The organism is Neobacillus niacini (genome assembly GCF_000759675.1).
Classification (GTDB): Bacteria; Bacillota; Bacilli; order Bacillales; family Cytobacillaceae; genus Neobacillus; species Neobacillus niacini_A.
Map to the genome: position 1 here is coordinate 541,350 of NZ_BAWM01000020.1, position 18,376 is coordinate 559,725.

Sequence of the window (18,376 nt, forward strand, 5' to 3'; positions counted from 1 at the left end):
ATAAGATGCTCTCGAATGAAGTAAAGGAAAAATTAATTACGATTGTAACCAAAGAAAACTTCGACGATTCTAAAATAGAACGTTTAGTATATTCCTACGATGCCACACCAAACTACCAGTCGATGCCGGATGCTGTGGTCAGTCCGCGGAATGCAGAGGAAGTTTCGGAAATTTTGAAGATTTGTAATCAATACGGAGTTCCAATTGTTCCGCGCGGCTCAGGGACGAATCTCTGTGCAGGCACATGCCCAACGGAGGGCGGAGTGGTCCTTCTTTTTAAACATATGAACAAAATCCTTGAGATTGACGAAGAAAATCTAACTATTACCGTTCAGCCAGGTGTCATTACGCTCGATTTGATTAATGCGATTGAAGAAAAAGGTCTTTTTTATCCACCTGATCCAAGTTCGATGAAAATCTCGACGATTGGCGGCAATATCAATGAGAATTCAGGCGGCTTGCGCGGCCTCAAATATGGTGTGACTAGAGATTATGTGATCGGGTTAGAAGCCGTACTTCCTAATGGCGATATCATCAGAACGGGCGGAAAGCTAGCAAAGGATGTTGCCGGATATGATTTAACTCGACTTTTCGTTGGCTCTGAAGGAACACTTTGCGTGATTACCGAAGCCACCCTGAAACTGATTCCGATGCCAGAAACACGGAAAACGATGCTGGCTCTTTATCAGGATCTTTCCGCGGCAGCTCGGTCCGTTTCAAAGATTATTGCCAATAAAATCATCCCGACCACACTTGAGTTCCTGGATCAGGCAACATTAAAAGTAGTCGAGGATTATGCTCAAATCGGACTGCCAACAGATGTCCAAGCGGTTCTTTTAATTGAGCAGGATGGTCCTCCTGAGGTTGTCGACCGCGATATTCAAAAAATTGCAGAAGTTTGTAAGCAGGAAAATGCAGTTTCAATTCAAATCGCCGCAACTGAAGAGGAAGCTATGGCGCTTAGAACGGCACGACGCGCTGCCCTTTCAGCAGTGGCACGCTTAAAGCCGACAACCATCCTTGAGGATGCAACTGTCCCACGTTCAGAGATCGCAAATATGGTAAAAGCGATTAATGAAATTACTGAAAAATATCAACTGACGATTTGTACCTTTGGTCACGCTGGAGATGGTAATCTCCATCCAACCTGCGCAACAGACGCAAGAGACCATGAAGAAATGGAACGCGTTGAAAAGGCGTTCGCTGAAATTTTTGAAAAAGCAATTGAATTAGGCGGAACGATTACCGGCGAGCACGGAGTAGGCGCGATGAAGGCACCTTACCTGGAATGGAAGCTGAAAAAAGAAGGAATCACTGCGATGAAGGGAATTAAGCAGGCATTCGATCCGAATAACATCATGAACCCAGGGAAAGTTTTTGCGAAAGACAGCAAGAAACGCGTGGTGATCACAAGATGACAACCTTACTAGAACAAGAAAAAATTCAACAACAATTTAAAGAGCGGATGAACGAGGATGAGCTGTTAAACTGTATGCGCTGCGGCTTCTGTCTGCCGACCTGTCCAACTTATATTGAATCAGGTTACAAGGAATCCCACTCCCCTCGCGGAAGGATTGCAATGATGAAAGCGGTCGTCGACGGAATTGTTGAACCGGATGAAGATTTTGAGCGTTCACTTGAACTCTGCCTCGGCTGCCGTGCATGCGAACCAGTCTGCCCTTCCGGCGTTAATTACGGTCACTTACTTGAAGAGGCAAGGGATATTATCAATCAAAATAAAAAACACTCTTTACCTGTTAGAGCCGTTAGAAAAACGGTATTTGAAGGGTTATTCCCTCATCAAAATCGCATGCGCACAATGGTAGGGCTTCTTGGTTTTTATCAGCGTTCGGGGATTCAAACCCTTGCGCGCAAAACAGGCTATTTAGGTCTTTTGCCCAAAAATTTAGCGACAATGGAAAAAGTACTACCGAAAGTGCCAACCATGAAGGAAATGAAAAACCGGCCTGAGCACCTGCCAGCAATTGCGGAAAAAGTACACAAAGTCGCTTTTTTCAGCGGCTGTTTAATGGATACCATGTTCCTGAAAACAAACGATGCGACCATGAAATTATTGCAATTAGCTGGCTGCGAGATTGTGATTCCGAAGCAGCAAACGTGCTGCGGAGCTTTGCACGGTCACAGTGGTGAAAAGGACGTTGCGAAAGAGCTTGCCAAGAAAAACATTGCAGCATTCGAAGACTTAGGTGCCGACTTTATTATTACCAATGCTGGCGGCTGCGGCGCCTTCCTAGTTGATTATGATCACCTATTGAAGGATGACCCAATTTGGAGCGAACGCGCACTAGCGTTCAAGGAAAAAATAAAGGATATTTCCGAAATACTTGTGGCTGTTTCTTTTCATAAAAAAGTGAAATTAGAGCTCCCTGCTCAGGTCATTACCTATCAAGACTCCTGCCATTTACGAAATGTGATGAAAACTGCTTCAGCACCACGAACACTGTTGGATTCCATAAAAGGGGTACAGTACAAAGAAATGAAAGAAGCGGACCGCTGCTGTGGTTCTGCTGGAATCTATAATATCGTCGAGTCAGAAATGTCGATGGTCATGCTCGACTATAAAATGGTTCAGGCAAAAGCTACTCATGCAACTACTATTGTAACAGCCAACCCTGGGTGCTTGTTGCAAATGCAGCTCGGGATTGAGCGCGAAGGATTATCTAGCAAAATGCGCGCTGTTCATATTGTAGATTTGTTGGCAGAAGCAGTAAAATAAACCTTCTTGTGACCACTTTTACGATTTCGAATACAGATTTTGGTCACATGGTCACTTCTTGTGACCACTTTTATGATTTCAGTTACAGCATTTGGTCACAAGGTCACTTCTTGTGACCACTTTTATGATTTCAATTACGGCGTTTGGTCACAAGGTCACTTCTTGTGACCACTTTTATGATTTCAATTACGGCGTTTGGTCACAAGGTCACTTCTTGTGACCATTTTTATGATTTCAGTTACAGCGTTTGGTCACAAGGTCACTGCTTGTGACCACTTTAGCTATTTTGAATCTGACTTTTGGTTCCATGAACTGTTCCTGCTAAAACGAGAATTAAAATAGAGAAAAAAAGACGATCCGAGGGGGACGAATCGTCTTTTTTGTTACAACTACTTATACAGCTGATTTTGCCTTACTTTTACCAATTGTCTTGTTGATGAATGGAACTACCCAGCGGTCTAAACCGTATCTGCCTGCGTTGTATCCTGCTGTTAAGATAATGAAGCCTAAGAATATGTCTGTTGGGTTATGAGAAACTGTTCCTGCTAAGAAGAAAGAGAAGTTCATCACTAGACCAAAAACAATAGCTGCAGTTGTGAAGCATCCTAATAGAAGTCCTAAGCCGATTAATGTTTCGCCCCAAGGAACGATGAAGTTGAACACATCAATGTTTGGTAAAGCAAAGCTTTCTAAAAAGTTAACATACCAACCGTAAACCATGTTGCCATCTGGACCCTTTACTGGATTCTTCACTACATTTCCTAGAAAGCCTGAAGCGTCGAATCCGCCTGTAATTTTATGAAAACCAGCTGTGAACCAGGAGTAACCAAGGTATAATCGAATAACAGTTAGAATAGCTGCTGAAATCTTATTTTCTCTTAAAAATTTGTTAAACATAAGACATTCCGCCTTTCAAAATTTAACTTGTTCTTGATACTTACACTATATTAGATATCGATAGTTAATAACATAGGCATAGTGATAAGTTCACAGTTTGTTTGAAATGATATGACGGAATGATGAACACACTAGATTAGCAGCATTTTAGAGCAAGGCTTACCCTGAAAATCAGTCATTTTCCCGCCTTCTGAATAAGAACATTTCACTTAATGATAATAGAAAAATCGTCGAATAAGCCTCTTTAAAGGATTTTTCTAAAAATATTGTCATTGATGCTTTTACAATTTGGTTTCGCTGATAAATGCCTATATTTTGCTGATAAAATTCTATTCCTCTGATACATAGCAGTTTTTCGCTGATACACTCTCATGTTTCGCTGATAAAAAAATAAATAGGGACTAACTTTTTCTATATTTATCTATTTTCTTAGTACTATTTACCTCTTTTAATTACCTTTTTTAATTACGTTTGATTAAATTTGGTAAAAATCCTTTATTAAAATGAACTTCAAGTTGTTTTTTAGAGTATTTTATGTCGAAGAATCGTTCAAAGTATTCGCCTAATATTTCCCTTATTCTACAACCAATCATATAATAATAGTGAGCGATTAAAAACTCAGAGCAAAATAGACCATTTTATCGATTAACATGGTCTTTTTTTATTGGAAGAGTACTCTTGGTACCACTTGAATGTTCATCGGAGCTTACCCAGCAGGATTGAGATTTCCCTTTAACCCTATTCCCAATGATTATGCTATACTTTAGAAAGTTTGTTTTTCAGAGAGGAGTTGCTTTTTTGGAATTATTAGAGTCAAAAGCGAATACGAAGTCAACATATATATATATATTTATTATTGGGATTGTACTTATTGCTTTTAATTTACGCCCAGCCATTACATCTCTGGGACCTTTAGTTGGTATGATTCAGGAAGATGTTGGTCTTACACATTGGAGTGCAGGTTTATTGATGAGCTTACCTTTAGTGGTTTTCGCCATCATGTCTCCCCTTGTTCCAAAAATAGCGAATCGGCTAACAAATGAATTGACCTTAATAATTGGTTTAACATCGCTTTTAATTGGTATTACGATACGGTCGATCCCTATGACCTTTTTCCTTTTCACTGGGACACTTTTGGCTGGATTGGGTATTTCCATTGGAAATGTTCTGTTGCCAGCCGTTGTTAAGGATAAGTTCCCAAAGAAATTCGGGTTAATGACTAGTGTTTATTCTACATCAATGGGATTAATCGCATCCTTAGCATCAGGAATCAGCATACCTTTAGCAATCAATTTAAACCTGGGGTGGCAAGGAGCACAAATCGTATGGACGATACCGGTAGTAGTGGCAATCCTAGTGTGGATCCTTCTTCGAAAATATAATTCAAGGGATTCCAGCGGCATACAACAGAAGGAGCGTGCTGCCTCTAATACAATGTGGCGTACTCCACTTGCCTGGCAAATCGCCATTTTTATGGGGTTTCAGTCCTTTTTATTTTATGTAACCATTTCTTGGTTACCGGAAATCTTACATAGTCATGGATTGAGTATGGTAGCTGCGGGATGGCTGCTATCCTTTACCCAATTAGTAGGATTACCCGCTAGTTTCTTCATTCCTGTTCTCGCAGGACGTTCTCAATCACAAATATGGATTGCCTTCATGTTAGGGATATGCTCCATTGTTGGTTATAGTGGATTACTGTTAGGCTCGTCCTATCCCATTTTAATTATAAGTATTGCCTTAATCGGTTTCGCATTGGGAGGAGCCTTTCCCTTAGCTCTAAGCTATATAGGTCTCCGGGCTCGGAATGCAAATCAAGCAGCAGAGTTATCTGGAATGACACAATCAACAGGTTACCTCCTTGCAGCAGTAGGTCCGTTGTTTATGGGCTATTTATTCGATATAGCGCATTCGTGGACAATCCCAATCATTACGCTCATTTTAGTTTCTGTAGTCGTAATGATATTTGGAATGTTGTCCGGTCGTAATAGGTATGTATGAAATCACAAATATAACAATAGACGATTCGCTGAGAGGCGAATCGTCTTTTTTACTACTTGATTCTCGATAATTCCCACTTGGATAATCAGATTAATATGTATTATTCTGTAATTAAGAAAAATTAAAACAGCCGACTGGATTACCATTAGTATATAAAATCGCTTGGAGATTTCTCCAAGCGTTTTTTCAGCGTTATTATTGTCATTCAACTATGCCTTCGTTTAAGGAGGGGATATTTTATTATTTTCTTGATGTAAGAATAATAGGGTTAAGTAATGATAATCCTACGATGAATAAAAACAAAACAAATGATACAGGGTCTCCCGCCATACCTTTTTCATCTGCTATAATCCCTATATCCCACATATAATTTGCAGATAATATTGTACAAATCAAGGACACAATAACCATAGATGCTCCAATTACTAATTTGTGTTTCCCTTTATAAATTATGGAAGCTAACAAAAAAATCAATAAAAGTACAATTATCGCAATCAAAATCGGCCTAAAATAATCAACGACCATCCTTCATTTCCTCCTATACTAATTTTCCTATTTTAGTATATTTTAACATAAATATTCCATTTTCCTCTTTCCCTTCAATGAATAAAGTTACTCAATAGCATACTGATCTGGTTTTACTTTTTCGTCTTTAACTTCGAGGAGTGACAGGCACCATTTTGGATGAATTCTAAGAACTGGGAGACGCCGATTTTATTGAAGCGTTGTTGTTTTTTTACTAGCCATAGGTTCCTGAAAATGGTTACTCCTTCAATGTCTACTTCTCGTAATAGTCCAAGCTTTAGTTCTCTAGCAACAGTTAGTCTTGGCAGGATACTGATTCCAAGTCCTGCTTCGACGGCACTTTTGATCGCTTGCGTACTGCCTAATTCCATATAGCTTTCCATTTTTTCTAATATCCCGTATTCTCTTAAGGAGTTCTCCACAATCAGTCGTGTTCCAGATCCAGATTCCCGCCAGATTATCCGTTCATTAATCAGCTCTTCAATAAAAATCTGTTCTCCCCACACATGTTCCGGCGAACAAACAACAATGAGTTCATCGTCGGCGAATTTCTCAACCATAAATTCCTTATTCTCAACCAGCCCTTCCACCAGGGCCATGTCGATTACATCATTAGATAAGTCTTCCAAAACGCCTGGCGTATTTTTAATGGTCAAGGTCACTTTTATGTCGGGGGTTTGTTTTTTATACCGCCCCAACAAGCTTGGCAATAAATACTCACCGATCGTAAAAGATGCACCGACATGAAGGTTTGCATGATACTCACCCATAGCCTGTTTGATGCTTTCCTTGGAACGATGAAAATCATGAACAATTGATTTGGCAAACGGATATAACATTTTTCCAGCCTCTGTTACCTTCAGCTTTCCATCCGTCCGGTCAAATAACAAAGCACCATAAAAATTTTCCAGTTGGTGGATCTGTCTTGTTACAGCAGGCTGAGAGACATAGCTTAATCTTGCAGCCTGACTAATACTTCCTTCATCTACGACCAAACAAAACATTTGCAGGCTCTCTATGTTCAAGAAAACTCACCCTCCACAACACATCTATCTTAACTAGTATTATATCCCACAGGCTATAAGTATTGGTTATAGCCTATAAATTTATTGCAATTTACCCTTCGAGCCTGGTCTGATAACTTAGTATATAGATTCATATTCCTGCAGAAGGAGGGATAACAATGAAGGAACTTTGGAAAACGCTGTTTCAAATCTTTTGGACCTTTTTCAAAATAAGCCCTGTTACGTTTGGAGGGGGCTTTGCCATGATCCCTCTCATCGAAAAAGAAATTGTAGAAAAACGAAAATGGCTAGACAGCGAGGAAGTGGCTGATGTGTTTGCTTTATCGCAGTCGATACCCGGAGCGGTTGCAATTAACTCGGCCACCTTTATTGGTCATAGAATTGGAGGAGTTAAAGGAGCACTAGCCGCAATGATGGGGGTTTCAGTTCCCACTTTTTTAATCGTTCTCGCTTTAGGAGCTTCCTACCTTTTCATTCATGATCATCCAAAGCTAGAAGCGGCCTTTGTATCAATAAGGGTCACCATTGTAGCGATTATCGTCTATGCAGCCATCAAAATCGCCAAAACTGCCATCGTCGACAAAACCACCTTCTGCATCATGCTTGCAGGGGTTCCAGCACTGTTTTTCGTCCATCCGATCGTTTCAATCCTGCTCGGAGCCTTAACCGGTGTATTAGTCGTCTTTATTAAGAAGAAAATGGGCTACCAACAAAAAAAGAAAAATGATCCTGCCGCGAACCCTGATTATTTTATGGGGGCTGGAATCTAAGAACAAGGAGGGGTAAGCATGGTGCTATGGGAGCTATTCCACACATTTTTTTCCATGGGGTTTCTCTCCTTTGGAGGAGGCTACGCGATGATGCCCTTCATCGATGCAGCGGTTACGAAATACGGCTGGATGTCCTCCGAACAGTTAACCAATATGATCGCAATTGCCGGTATGTCCCCAGGTCCTATTGCTGCCAATAGTGCCATTCTAGTAGGTTATTCAACAGCTGGAATCAGTGGCGCCATTCTATCTGCTGTTGCCATCTTGCTTCCCTCTGTGATTTTAGTCCTGACGGTAGCTACCTTTTTTATAAAATGGCATCACAATCCCTTGGTAGAAGCCATATTTTATGGGTTAAAGCCGCTTGTTACTAGTTTAATTATCTTTGCAGCGATAAGTTTTGCCCAATCCAATCACCTTGTTGCCTTCGATATCTCTTTTCGTTCCATAAGCTTATGGCTCATCTTTGCACTATCCTTATTTGCCTTTTTAAAACTTCGTTGGAATCCCATCTACGTGATTGTACTTTCCGGACTGTTGGGGGTAACTCTCTATTCTTGAAAATACTTATTTTAATAGCGAAAGGCCGGGTTCATGATGAAACCGGCCCTATTACTAGCTTAATATGATACGAGGCTATTACTACTTGATTAAACATGCTTTCGCCGTCGGAGGGATCACTTTTCACTTCCTTACGGTGAAGCAATTCTCCCGATTCCGAAATGATTCCCGCTGCAATCTTTGTCCCACCGATATCAAGCCCGATTGCCTTTTTCATTTTTTTGCACCTCTACTTATTAATGTTTCGTCTAAATAAGTGATTCACAGCACTTCTTAAACTTTTTCCCACTGCCACAAAGGCAATAATCGTTCCTTTCAGGCTTTCTATGTCCTGCTTTCTGATGATTGCTCAGCCATTGTCGTTTTATATTTTCTGCGAGCCTTTCCATTCGTTCATGTGCATAATTATAGATTTGAAGATAACTCTCGCAAAAATAATCTGGATGGATGGTATCATCCATTTGCCGATTTCTCGGGCAGCCCCCATGGCATAACTTCAAATACTTACAACTCTTACACTTATCAGGCAAGTTTGGCTTTAAACTAAGAAACTCAGAATATATCGGACTATTTAATAGATCAGAAAGGGCATCTTTACCAACATTCCCAAGCTTATATTCATCATTGATATAAAAATCACAAGGATAGGCATCTCCGTTTTGTTCAAGGATAAGCGTTTTCGGGCATGATTGGCGGTGAACACACAATTCAGCCTCCTGATGTAAATAAACACTCAGCATATTATCAAAAAACCTAAGAGAAATCGTCGGATTTCCATCGTTATACCAAATGTCAAAGGCCTCACATAAAAACTGGCCATATTGCTCTGGTGTAATCAAATATCGCCCTGGCTTATTCGGTTCTTGGGCCCGAAAATCCATGCATGGAATAAACTGAACATGAGAAAAACCTTCATTCTGATAAAACTTCATCAGTTCTTTTGCCCGTTCAACATTGTTCTCATGAACGACAGTGAGAATATTAAACTCTACCTTGTATTTTCGTAATATATTGATTCCACGCATGACTCGGTCATAGCTGCCCATTCCATGACCAGTGACCCTTCTGGCATCATTGATTTCCTTCGGACCATCGAGGCTGACACCAATTAAAAAATTGTATTGTTTAAAGAACCTCGCCCAATCCTCCGTAATAAGTGTCGCATTGGTTTGTAAAACGTTACTAATGATGGTATTTTTAGGTGCATACTTTGCTTGGAGAAATACAACCTGTTGAAAAAAGTCCAAACCGGCAAGCAGCGGCTCTCCCCCTTGCCAAGCAAAAGATGCAACACCATTGGAAAGTGACATGTATTCTTTGATAAATTTCTCGAGAACGTCCGAATCAATTTTGTCTATTTTCCCAAGCTGCCCGCCGCAGCCGCTATAGTAGCAATAATCGCATGCGAGATTACAAGCCTCGGATACCGTTTTCCACATCACGCCGATCTGACCATTCTTCTCGGAAGTTAAACACCCTTGCACCATATTCAATCTTCTCCTTTTGAAAAATAAAGCTCTATGTAGACGGGTTGTTGGTACAAATTATCTTTTAAAAAAACTCATAGACAAAAATCTATGAGTTTAAATATTGACATAGAGACAGAAATTTCCTCGCACCTTATATTTCCTTAATTAAATTATATCACCACCACTTGTTGTGTCAACCCAACAAGTTAAATATTCTCAAGTGATGTTGACCATTTCCTTTTACTTGGATAATGCCTTCGGGGGTACAGACAACAAATGATCTAAACAGGCCTTTGTTTTTCTGCCAATAATAAGTCTATTCCCATCTGTAAACCCTTCTTCCCGTCCGTGTAACTCTTCGATAAGCCGCTCTCTCCAATAGCGTAATCGATGAGCATATTCCATTTTGTGGGCGAGGTTGGTCAATTCTTTGGGATCCTGTTCAAGATTGAACAGCTGCTCTTCTCCCGTTTGTGAATACCAAATATATTTCTCCTTCCCATCTGTTAAATAGTGATGTGATTGTAGGCCAAATGTATGCTCCCCATGAATATAATCACGCCAAACAACCGGAGCACCTTGACAAAGCGGGACCACACTACGTCCCTCAACACTTGCGGGAATTTCAACATTAGCGGCATCTAGTAAAGTTGGCATGATGTCTCTTAGCTCAATTACTTCATCGACAATCCGATTTTTCTTAAGCTTTAACAGATTCCCAGGATCAGCTAGAATAAACGGAACCTTTGCGCTTCCTTCGTATGCCAAGGATTTACGGAATAAATGGTGATCCCCTAGCAATTCTCCGTGGTCAGAACAAAATAGAATCACTGTATTGTTTAATACTCCATGTTCCTCCATGGCCATTAAAAATCTGCCAATCTGATAGTCGATATGTGTAATTAGTGCATAATAGGCGGCTTGGGCACGCTTCAAGCGATTCTTCGGTACGATTCCTGTAGAGGTAACAGGATTGAAGCCGCTTTTATCCTCATCCTCTGTTTCCGCCCAATCTCCCACTGGCGGATCGGGGAGCTCCAAATCCTTATACATATCAAAAAACACCTGTGGCGGATCAAACGGCGGATGAGGCCTGACAAAAGACATTTTTAAGAAAAACGGCTTCGATGGATCACGTCTTCTTAAAAAATCAATGGACTGCGTGACCACCCAGTTGGTCGGGTGCATCGCTTCCGGCAGATGCCAAGGTCTCGCCACTGTAGATGCGTTACAATCAAGACCTAAATCAATCAGATCCGCTTGCGCCCCAGCCTGCTGCTTCAACCATGGAACATAATCATCGCCACCGTAGTTAAATGATTCTGTCTCGAGATTACTATGTTTAAAGCGATTATAATGCAAATACCCATCGTGTAAAACAATATTATGGAAACCAACTAAATTTCTTGCAGGATAGACATGCATTTTCCCAACGGCTTGTGTATGATACCCAGCTTTTGTCAATTCTCCTGCTAACGTGTGTTCATAATTCCATGGTACCTTATCCTGGTAGCCGACTCGCCCAGTGCCCGTCTGAGACATTCCGGTTAAAACCGCCGCTCGAGCGGGAACGCAAGAGGGCGTTGCCGTATAGGTATTTTTAAAAAGAACCCCATTTCGGGCAAGTTGGTCAAGATTGGGTGTGTCGACGACGGGATGATCTAACACGCTCAAACAATCACCGCGCATTTGATCAACCATAATTAACAATACATTCGGTTTCATAAATTTTATGCCACCAGCTTTCATGGTTTGTCAAATCGATTCATTATGTTGATCGCTTCTTGCCTTAATAGTCAATTAGTGACAAACTCTTTTTTTTCTGACTTTACCAATGGAATGTAAGAATGAATAACCACATGTTCTGGATTCAGACCTTCTTCATCAAAAATGACAATTTCATTCTGTTTAGTTAGCAAGGTTGCTGGAATCTTATATTCCTCTTGTGGTCCAATGTTCCAGTACCGTCCTAAACATTGGCCATTTACCCAAAAACACCCTTTACTCATATGATCAAACCGAATCTTTACAATGGTGCCGTTTTCTTGGTCCCAGGTAAAACGACTTTTATACCAACGTGGAGAAATCGTTTGTTGATTCCGTTGATTAGCGGCCGCCCATTCTTTTTCTTCTTGAAGCTGGGCAAATGATTTTGTTTTCCAGTTGCTAATTTGCTCCTCTTCATTAAATAAATAAAGATCAAACCGGCGAATACTAGAAAGATGCTGAGCATCTAAATCGATTATGTTCTCCCCCTGCTTTAAGGCATCGCTGATATCGGCAATCCCATAGACAGCACTGCCTCTTGACCACGCCGTTTGACTTTCCATCAACATTTTTACGGACCTTCCATTCACCTGAACTCGTGAAACTCCCTCACCAACAATAATCGCCCGGTTATAGCCGTCATTGAAGAAGGATTTCAAAAAACCAATTCGCCCATCAATTACTGGGATGCTGGATAAATGATGAGGTTTACCACACCCTTCCACCTGCCATCCTTCCCGTAATGATACATACTTTCCATTAAGAGCAGGCGCTTCACTCATCCCTTTTGGTTCGCCAAGCGCTTGGGAGAAATTATATCGCCCCATATTCTGGACAAGGCATGCTAATGTATTTTTCCCTTTCTTAACAGGAACTTCAATGGCTGCAGCCCCTATCATGCTAAGCTTGCCAACATATTGACCATTACAGAAAACCATGACAGGATCCTCGATTCTCGTAAAAACAATGGTCATATCCTTCGTTTCCTCAGCATAAAATTCACTTTCATAACCTAAATAGCCGCTAAACTGTCCGAAGCTGCTAAAATCAAGCGGTTTGTCAGCCTCTTTCACGTTTCCGCTTAAAAAACAAAGCTTTTCATCTGCCGCTTCCCAATGTAAAGGATGATTTGCCGAGCTCTTTTCCAAATGAGGAACCGCTTTTTCTAAAGATTTTCTTGAAACCACTTCAATCGAATAGCTGGTACCATCTTCAAAGGAAAGCTGAACGGTTTGCGGCTTGCTTCCATGGAATAAATTAAACGTAACCATGCCATCTTCACTGATTTCAAAGCGATTCGGCATTGGACAATGAACTTCAGCTTTTCTATTAAGCTGTAATTTCAAAAATGAACGCTGCCCTTCCTCATGATAAATGACCGCCTTATCGGTATCGAACCCAGTCGTTTGACCAGTGAGTGTCACAATGGAAAAGCTGTTTCCTACGTCCACATGGCGGACAATCGGTAAAACCGCATTCGCCTCAATCGTAAACGGAACCGTTTCACCATCAAGTAAAACCTGAGATTGAACTCGTTCCTGTCTATGATTCTCGATAAATATCACTTCACCATGGGGACTGACAACCAACTGAGACTTTAGAAAACTAGGAAGCTTTAATTCCATACTCGTTTGTTCTGCATTTGTGAATACTAGTTCGAGCCACTTAGTAAATGAATGAAACCTTTTTAATACCTCATACTTTCTTGTTGGCTGTAAATATTCATCAATCGCAACATCATAATCATACGATGTCGTGGAAAAAGTCTGTTCTCCACCAGTCCTGCCACCCCAATGGTCAAAATTGGTGCCGCCAAAATACATGTAATAATTGATTGCAGAAAATCCATTACTCAACAGCTGGTAACATTCACGTTCAAGCTGCTCCGGTGTTTTTTGATTCGCTTTATTTCCGCCCCATTGCTCGAACCAGCCAATCCAAAACTCCATAACCCCTTTCGGCTGATCGGCAAACCGCTCATCTAAGATCTCAGCGGCGTGTTTGGCATGCGACCAAAAATTGCGGAACTCCACAGCACCATCAACGGCTCCGTAGCATGTAACAAATGGTACCTCAATTCCCCTTGCCATCATACCATCCCTCAGGTATTCCATATACGCTTTATCCGGTTTACCATAAGCCTGGAATTCGTTTTCTACCTGGACCATAATGACGGTACCGTTTTTTGTCAACTGGAATTCATCAATGATTGGTATGACCTGATCAAAATATTTATCTACATATTGTAAAAAGATAGGTTCGGACGAACGATATTGAATCCCCTTTTTCGTGGAAAGCCACCAAGGAAATCCTCCAAAATCCCATTCCGCACAAATATAAGGCCCTGGCCTCGCAATCACATACAGTCCTTTATCAACACATAACTGAAAAAAATGAGCTAAATCTTTGTCGCCACAGAAATCCCATTCCCCTTCATTCATTTCATGAAAATTCCATGGAATGTACGTTTCGATTGTATTGCATCCCCCTGCTTTCGCCTTATCTAAGACTTCGCTCCACTCCGCTCTTGGAAGGCGGAAATAGTGAATGGCAGCGGATAAGATAAAGATTCTTTCATTATTAATCTTCCAGCTTTTTTGGTCATAAGTAATCATCGGATCGCCTCCAATATTTTTAGCCGATAGGAAAGTATAACTTTCCTATCAGGCATAAGTGCAACTACGCCTCATGAACCGCCTAACGGCTCGCCAATCGGTGAGTTTTCTTTATGCCCCAGTGATTCTGGGCATCGGCATCGGTTCTTTTTTAAGCTCTGCCCAAATGTACTGAAATAAGAGCTGCTCTCGTAGTTCCCGATACTCAGGGATATTCCATAAATTTCGAATTTCTTGGGGATCCTCTTGTAAATCAAATAATTCACCGTGGGTTTCGTTAAAATACAAGGTGATTTTATATCGTTCACCGATAAATGTTTTTTGATGAACCTTTGTTGGTTGATTGCGATATTCACATATCACGTGATCCCTTACTTTTTCATTTTGACCTAACCATACTTCTTTTTGATCCATTCCTGTCATTTTTCTTGGGATTGGAATTTCTGAAAAACTTAAAAAGGTAGGAGCTAAGTCCACAAGCGATTGCATCGAGTGACAAATTTGACCAGTAGGTACTTTACCCGGGTAACGAACGATAAACGGAAGCTTTAACAAATCTTCATAATGAAAACCGCCCTTATCATGGAGTCCGTGCTGTCCGAAAAAATGTCCGTGATCTGTTGTAAACACGACAATCGTGTTCTCAGCCAACCCTAGTTCATCTAATTTATCGAGAATTTTGCCAATGTACTTATCCATCATACTAATCATCCCATAGTAAACAGCCATGTTATATCTAGCTTCCTTTTCAGAAATGTTTACATGTGAAGAAAATCCAATATTTCCGATTCCCTCTTCCACATAGCCGGAAAAATCCGGATTCTTTTCTTGGGTCATCTGAAAATGGGGCGGATTATGATCATGCTCTCCCGGCACAACCTTGGGAACAGTCAATTTTTCAGGATCGTACATTGTGTCCCACGGCTCAGGAACAAGATAAGGAGGATGAGGATCGAAAAAACTTGCCCATAAGAAAAAATTCTCATTACGATCTGTATAGTTTTCAAGTGCCGCATTCGAACGCTCGGCAATCCAAGCATTGTAATGATAGTCTTCGGGTATCGCCCATTGATACTGAATCGAACGATCCATCGTCCCTGTCGGCGGCAAATAGTAGTCTCTCCAATTTTCACAGCCCTTTTCTTCCATCCATAAAGCATAATGCTGCCCGACATGTGCTTCATTCGTATGGTTCCTCGCTAATTCCACATGATCAAAGCCATAAAATGGCCCATTAAAATTTCTCCAAAACTCTAAATCTTGCAATATAGGATAGGATTCCAACGAAGAATATTCGTCAGTAGATTTTAATGGCTGGAAATGAGCCTTTCCGATTAAAGCAGTCTGATAGCCTCCATCCTTTAATTCATCACCGATGGTTCGGACTTCTTCATCTAGCTTCGTACCTAATGACCATGCTCCATGCTGACTAGGATACATTCCCGTAATGATGGATGATCTACTGGGTGTACAGGTAGGGTTTGGACAGTACGCCCGGGAAAATGTGGTCCCTTCTTGGACTAAACGGTCCAAATTAGGAGTTGAAATCTCATCATTCCAGGCACCAATTGTATTCCAATGCTGCTGGTCACTTGTAATCAGCAATATATTAGGTCTATTCACTGAACTGCCTCCCTTGCTATTTTTTACGAATCCTTCTTACATACCTACTCACAAATTATGGGTTCTGATTTGCAATCCATTGAACAAATTTAATGGCGGTTTCTTCCTTTTCAGTGTTGGATAAAATGACCATCATCTTATTTTCCGTATCGTATCCGGCATTGCGGAGTATTTCATTTCCGGTTATATCCAGTCCATATTTATTAGAAGTATTGTCATTGTTCGATTTCTTAATTGAATCCAATTCTATGAAAGCCCTTTGTTGGGACATTAATAAAAAGTCACTTTTATCAATAAGAATAATATCTATGTTTTTTGCTGTAATCTGAGCAAGAAGCTTTTGATATAAATCAACATTCGTTGACGAGGTGATTTGTCCACTTATTTGCCAAAAATTAAGTTTAATTTCCGATTTCGAATCTGCCTTTAGAATTTTTGAAGATGCTTCCTTTTGAAGAGCTTGCTGTTCCTTTTGTCCAATTGTATTTCCAATAACGGTAACATTTAATGCGGATGATTTTTGATCTTTATCAAAAAAGATGAGGGGAATTAATGCCGCAAAAACTAGAATTCCTATTAAGATATGAGGCTTATAATGGTACCAAATGTTGTCTAACGCTTTCATTAGTTGGACTTTTGTCATTTCCATCACCTTAGTTTCACCTTGATAGCAGATTGAATCTGTATGTATATTTTTATGAAAACAATCCCCCGAAACTTTTCAGGGGACCATTTGCACCTTGATTATTTTGCTTTAACCCATTCACCTTTAATTTTGTTTTCTTTTATCAGTTTGTTAACATCCGCAATGACATCTTTTCCGCCTTTAGCTAAATACTCGTCAACATACTTATCCCATTCGGAAATAGGTCTTTGTCCAACAACCATCTTTGTTAACTCATTGGTTGCAAATTCAGTTAATGCAGCGTTCTTTTCATTATAAGCATCAGAATGGATACGACCTACAGGACTGATATAAAAATCAGTATTACTTAACATTTCACCCATAAGTGTATTGAATTCCTTTGCTTCTGGTGCCTTGGATTGTTTAACATAGTCCTGCATGGATTGATCATCCATGTCCCATCCGCCTTGTTTCTGGTTGAAAAGAGCAATTGGAGCAACTTGGCTAAATTCCTCTGTTAACTGCGGGGCACCATCGACAATGTTATAACCTTTACCAGATCCACCCATGATCCAATCAAAATACTCGTTATCAGCTGTTTGTTCTTCTGCTGGTACATACTTAGCCATATAATTCATCATTTCTAATATTTTCTCGACCTTTTTCGGATCGTTCTTCAGTTCGGCGCTTAGCATCCAAATCCGATAATACCCGCTTCCTCCTGCAAAACCTTGGGAATTATCAGGAGCCGTAAAAGGAGGAATCCCTGCAATTTTAGCATCTGGAACAGATTTTCTTAAAGTAGCTAAATCCAGACTTTGTGGTTGTGAACCTTTGTCATTTCCAGGTTGTTCATACCAAATTCCGACTTTCCCTGCATTAAATTCTTTAAATACATCATTATAAGGTTTAATCGCCCAGTCTTTATCAATGGCTCCTGCTTTAAACATTTCATTCAAATAGGTAACCTTTTCTTTACTTCCATCGGAAATTTGTCCTGGAATTAATTGACCATCTTTATTTTCATGATACCAAGAGTTGCCCCAGTAAACGCCAAAGCTTGGGTCATATACCAACCCTTTCGCAAGTCCCAGCCCTACTGTATCATTCTTGCCATTACCATCAGGATCCTTCGTTGCGAAAGCAATCGCTACTTCTGTTAATTCTTCAAAGTTCGTCGGCATCTCTAGCCCTAGCTTATCAAGCCAGTCTTGTCTAATAACCGGCTTTTTGCCCCCTTTAGATGGGAAATAAAGAGGGATTCCGTATTTTTTCCCATCCACGGATACCACGTCCCAGACAGATTGTGGAATATCTTTAAAGGTTTCATACTTATCTACATAATCATTTAATGGTAAAAAGGCACCTTGATTCGACCACTTCACAAAGTTTGCATCTGCCGCTTCTGTCCCGACAACATCAGGGATATCGCCTGAAGCCATTTTTACGGTTAGCTTATCTGTATACAAATCAAATGGAATGTATTGTGGCTGAAAATCCACGTTGAACTTTTCATTTACTTTTTTCACTGCTTCGTTTCCAGGCTCCGGTACAGGTGTCTCCCACGTCCCATCAAACCAACTGATTGAAATTTTACTATCTTTTCCATCTTTTGTACTAGTTGAAGATTTTTCACCGCCTGGTGAACAGGCAGCAAGTGCACCTGCTAACAGAACAGTAGATAAAGTAATGGACATGAAACGTTTCATCTAAGTATTTCCCCCTTGTACTATTATTCTTTTAAAAACTTTCAAACAGAAT

14 protein-coding genes and 1 pseudogene are annotated in these 18,376 nt (G+C 40.5%); 5 read left to right on the forward strand and 10 right to left on the reverse strand.

Annotated features, from left to right (window positions below; translation table 11 throughout):
* The first annotated feature begins 5 nt into the window (after positions 1–5).
* Both glcD and TR08_RS12395 read left to right on the forward strand, forming a co-directional pair.
* Positions 6–1,418, forward strand: a complete 1,413-nt coding sequence (gene glcD / locus TR08_RS12390) for a glycolate oxidase subunit GlcD (protein WP_045518475.1) — start codon at positions 6–8, stop codon at positions 1,416–1,418.
* A complete protein-coding gene (locus tag TR08_RS12395; RefSeq protein WP_045518476.1) occupies positions 1,415–2,737 on the forward strand; it encodes a (Fe-S)-binding protein in 1,323 nt (440 codons plus the stop codon). The genes glcD and TR08_RS12395 overlap by 4 nt, the downstream gene beginning before the upstream one ends.
* Before the next feature lie 393 nt (positions 2,738–3,130).
* Here TR08_RS12395 and TR08_RS12400 read toward each other — a convergent pair whose 3' ends face one another.
* Positions 3,131–3,634 carry a DoxX family membrane protein gene (locus tag TR08_RS12400; protein WP_045518477.1) on the reverse strand — a complete coding sequence of 168 codons (504 nt, stop codon included), beginning with the start codon at positions 3,632–3,634 and terminating at the stop codon, positions 3,131–3,133.
* 798 nt (positions 3,635–4,432) lie between these two features.
* Between TR08_RS12400 and TR08_RS12405 the strand changes: the two genes are divergently transcribed.
* Entirely contained in the window at positions 4,433–5,635 is a 1,203-nt protein-coding gene (locus tag TR08_RS12405) for a CynX/NimT family MFS transporter (protein ID WP_238579125.1), read from the forward strand.
* A 240-nt stretch (positions 5,636–5,875) separates the two neighbouring features.
* On the opposite strand, the gene TR08_RS12410 is transcribed toward TR08_RS12405, so the two are convergent.
* Both TR08_RS12410 and TR08_RS12415 read right to left on the reverse strand, forming a co-directional pair.
* Positions 5,876–6,160 carry a hypothetical protein gene (locus tag TR08_RS12410; protein ID WP_045518478.1) on the reverse strand — a complete coding sequence of 95 codons (285 nt, stop codon included), beginning with the start codon at positions 6,158–6,160 and terminating at the stop codon, positions 5,876–5,878.
* Positions 6,161–6,273: 113 nt separating this feature from the next.
* Positions 6,274–7,185, reverse strand: coding sequence for a LysR family transcriptional regulator (locus tag TR08_RS12415; RefSeq protein ID WP_045518479.1), 912 nt, complete (start codon positions 7,183–7,185; stop codon positions 6,274–6,276).
* Between the two features lie 158 nt (positions 7,186–7,343).
* On the opposite strand from TR08_RS12415, the gene TR08_RS12420 reads away from it, so the two are divergent.
* Together TR08_RS12420 and TR08_RS12425 are read left to right on the forward strand one after the other, a co-directional pair.
* Positions 7,344–7,955 carry a chromate transporter gene (locus tag TR08_RS12420; protein WP_045518480.1) on the forward strand — a complete coding sequence of 204 codons (612 nt, stop codon included), beginning with the start codon at positions 7,344–7,346 and terminating at the stop codon, positions 7,953–7,955.
* Between the two features lie 18 nt (positions 7,956–7,973).
* Positions 7,974–8,516 carry a chromate transporter gene (locus TR08_RS12425; protein WP_045518481.1) on the forward strand — a complete coding sequence of 181 codons (543 nt, stop codon included), beginning with the start codon at positions 7,974–7,976 and terminating at the stop codon, positions 8,514–8,516.
* Between the two features lie 73 nt (positions 8,517–8,589).
* Here TR08_RS12425 and TR08_RS12430 read toward each other — a convergent pair.
* The 7 genes and pseudogenes from TR08_RS12430 to TR08_RS12460 all read right to left on the reverse strand — a co-directional run.
* Positions 8,590–8,733, reverse strand: a pseudogene (locus tag TR08_RS12430) (ROK family protein); the annotation flags it as partial.
* A 31-nt stretch (positions 8,734–8,764) separates the two neighbouring features.
* Positions 8,765–10,003 carry an anaerobic sulfatase maturase gene (locus TR08_RS12435; protein WP_045518483.1) on the reverse strand — a complete coding sequence of 413 codons (1,239 nt, stop codon included), beginning with the start codon at positions 10,001–10,003 and terminating at the stop codon, positions 8,765–8,767.
* Between the two features lie 222 nt (positions 10,004–10,225).
* On the reverse strand, positions 10,226–11,710 hold the full coding sequence (locus TR08_RS12440; RefSeq protein ID WP_045518484.1) for an arylsulfatase: 1,485 nt from the start codon (positions 11,708–11,710) through the stop codon (positions 10,226–10,228).
* 71 nt (positions 11,711–11,781) lie between these two features.
* Positions 11,782–14,367 carry a beta-galactosidase gene (locus TR08_RS12445; protein WP_045518485.1) on the reverse strand — a complete coding sequence of 862 codons (2,586 nt, stop codon included), beginning with the start codon at positions 14,365–14,367 and terminating at the stop codon, positions 11,782–11,784.
* A gap of 111 nt (positions 14,368–14,478) precedes the next feature.
* On the reverse strand, positions 14,479–15,990 hold the full coding sequence (locus TR08_RS12450; RefSeq protein WP_045518486.1) for a sulfatase family protein: 1,512 nt from the start codon (positions 15,988–15,990) through the stop codon (positions 14,479–14,481).
* A 55-nt stretch (positions 15,991–16,045) separates the two neighbouring features.
* Positions 16,046–16,633 carry a hypothetical protein gene (locus TR08_RS12455; protein WP_152597399.1) on the reverse strand — a complete coding sequence of 196 codons (588 nt, stop codon included), beginning with the start codon at positions 16,631–16,633 and terminating at the stop codon, positions 16,046–16,048.
* Positions 16,634–16,734: 101 nt separating this feature from the next.
* A complete protein-coding gene (locus TR08_RS12460; protein WP_045518488.1) occupies positions 16,735–18,324 on the reverse strand; it encodes an extracellular solute-binding protein in 1,590 nt (529 codons plus the stop codon).
* Positions 18,325–18,376: the final 52 nt, after the last annotated feature.

Bases quoted from the DNA above. Each gene is read 5' to 3' on its own strand.
- glcD (WP_045518475.1), top strand. From the start codon at position 6: ATGCTCTCGAATGAAGTAAAGGAAAAATTAATTACGATTGTAACCAAA.
- TR08_RS12395 (WP_045518476.1), top strand. From the start codon at position 1,415: ATGACAACCTTACTAGAACAAGAAAAAATTCAACAACAATTTAAAGAG.
- TR08_RS12400 (WP_045518477.1), bottom strand. From the start codon at position 3,634: ATGTTTAACAAATTTTTAAGAGAAAATAAGATTTCAGCAGCTATTCTA.
- TR08_RS12410 (WP_045518478.1), bottom strand. From the start codon at position 6,160: ATGGTCGTTGATTATTTTAGGCCGATTTTGATTGCGATAATTGTACTT.
- TR08_RS12420 (WP_045518480.1), top strand. From the start codon at position 7,344: ATGAAGGAACTTTGGAAAACGCTGTTTCAAATCTTTTGGACCTTTTTC.
- TR08_RS12425 (WP_045518481.1), top strand. From the start codon at position 7,974: ATGGTGCTATGGGAGCTATTCCACACATTTTTTTCCATGGGGTTTCTC.
- TR08_RS12435 (WP_045518483.1), bottom strand. From the start codon at position 10,003: ATGGTGCAAGGGTGTTTAACTTCCGAGAAGAATGGTCAGATCGGCGTG.
- TR08_RS12440 (WP_045518484.1), bottom strand. From the start codon at position 11,710: ATGAAACCGAATGTATTGTTAATTATGGTTGATCAAATGCGCGGTGAT.
- TR08_RS12445 (WP_045518485.1), bottom strand. From the start codon at position 14,367: ATGATTACTTATGACCAAAAAAGCTGGAAGATTAATAATGAAAGAATC.
- TR08_RS12455 (WP_152597399.1), bottom strand. From the start codon at position 16,633: ATGACAAAAGTCCAACTAATGAAAGCGTTAGACAACATTTGGTACCAT.
- TR08_RS12460 (WP_045518488.1), bottom strand. From the start codon at position 18,324: ATGAAACGTTTCATGTCCATTACTTTATCTACTGTTCTGTTAGCAGGT.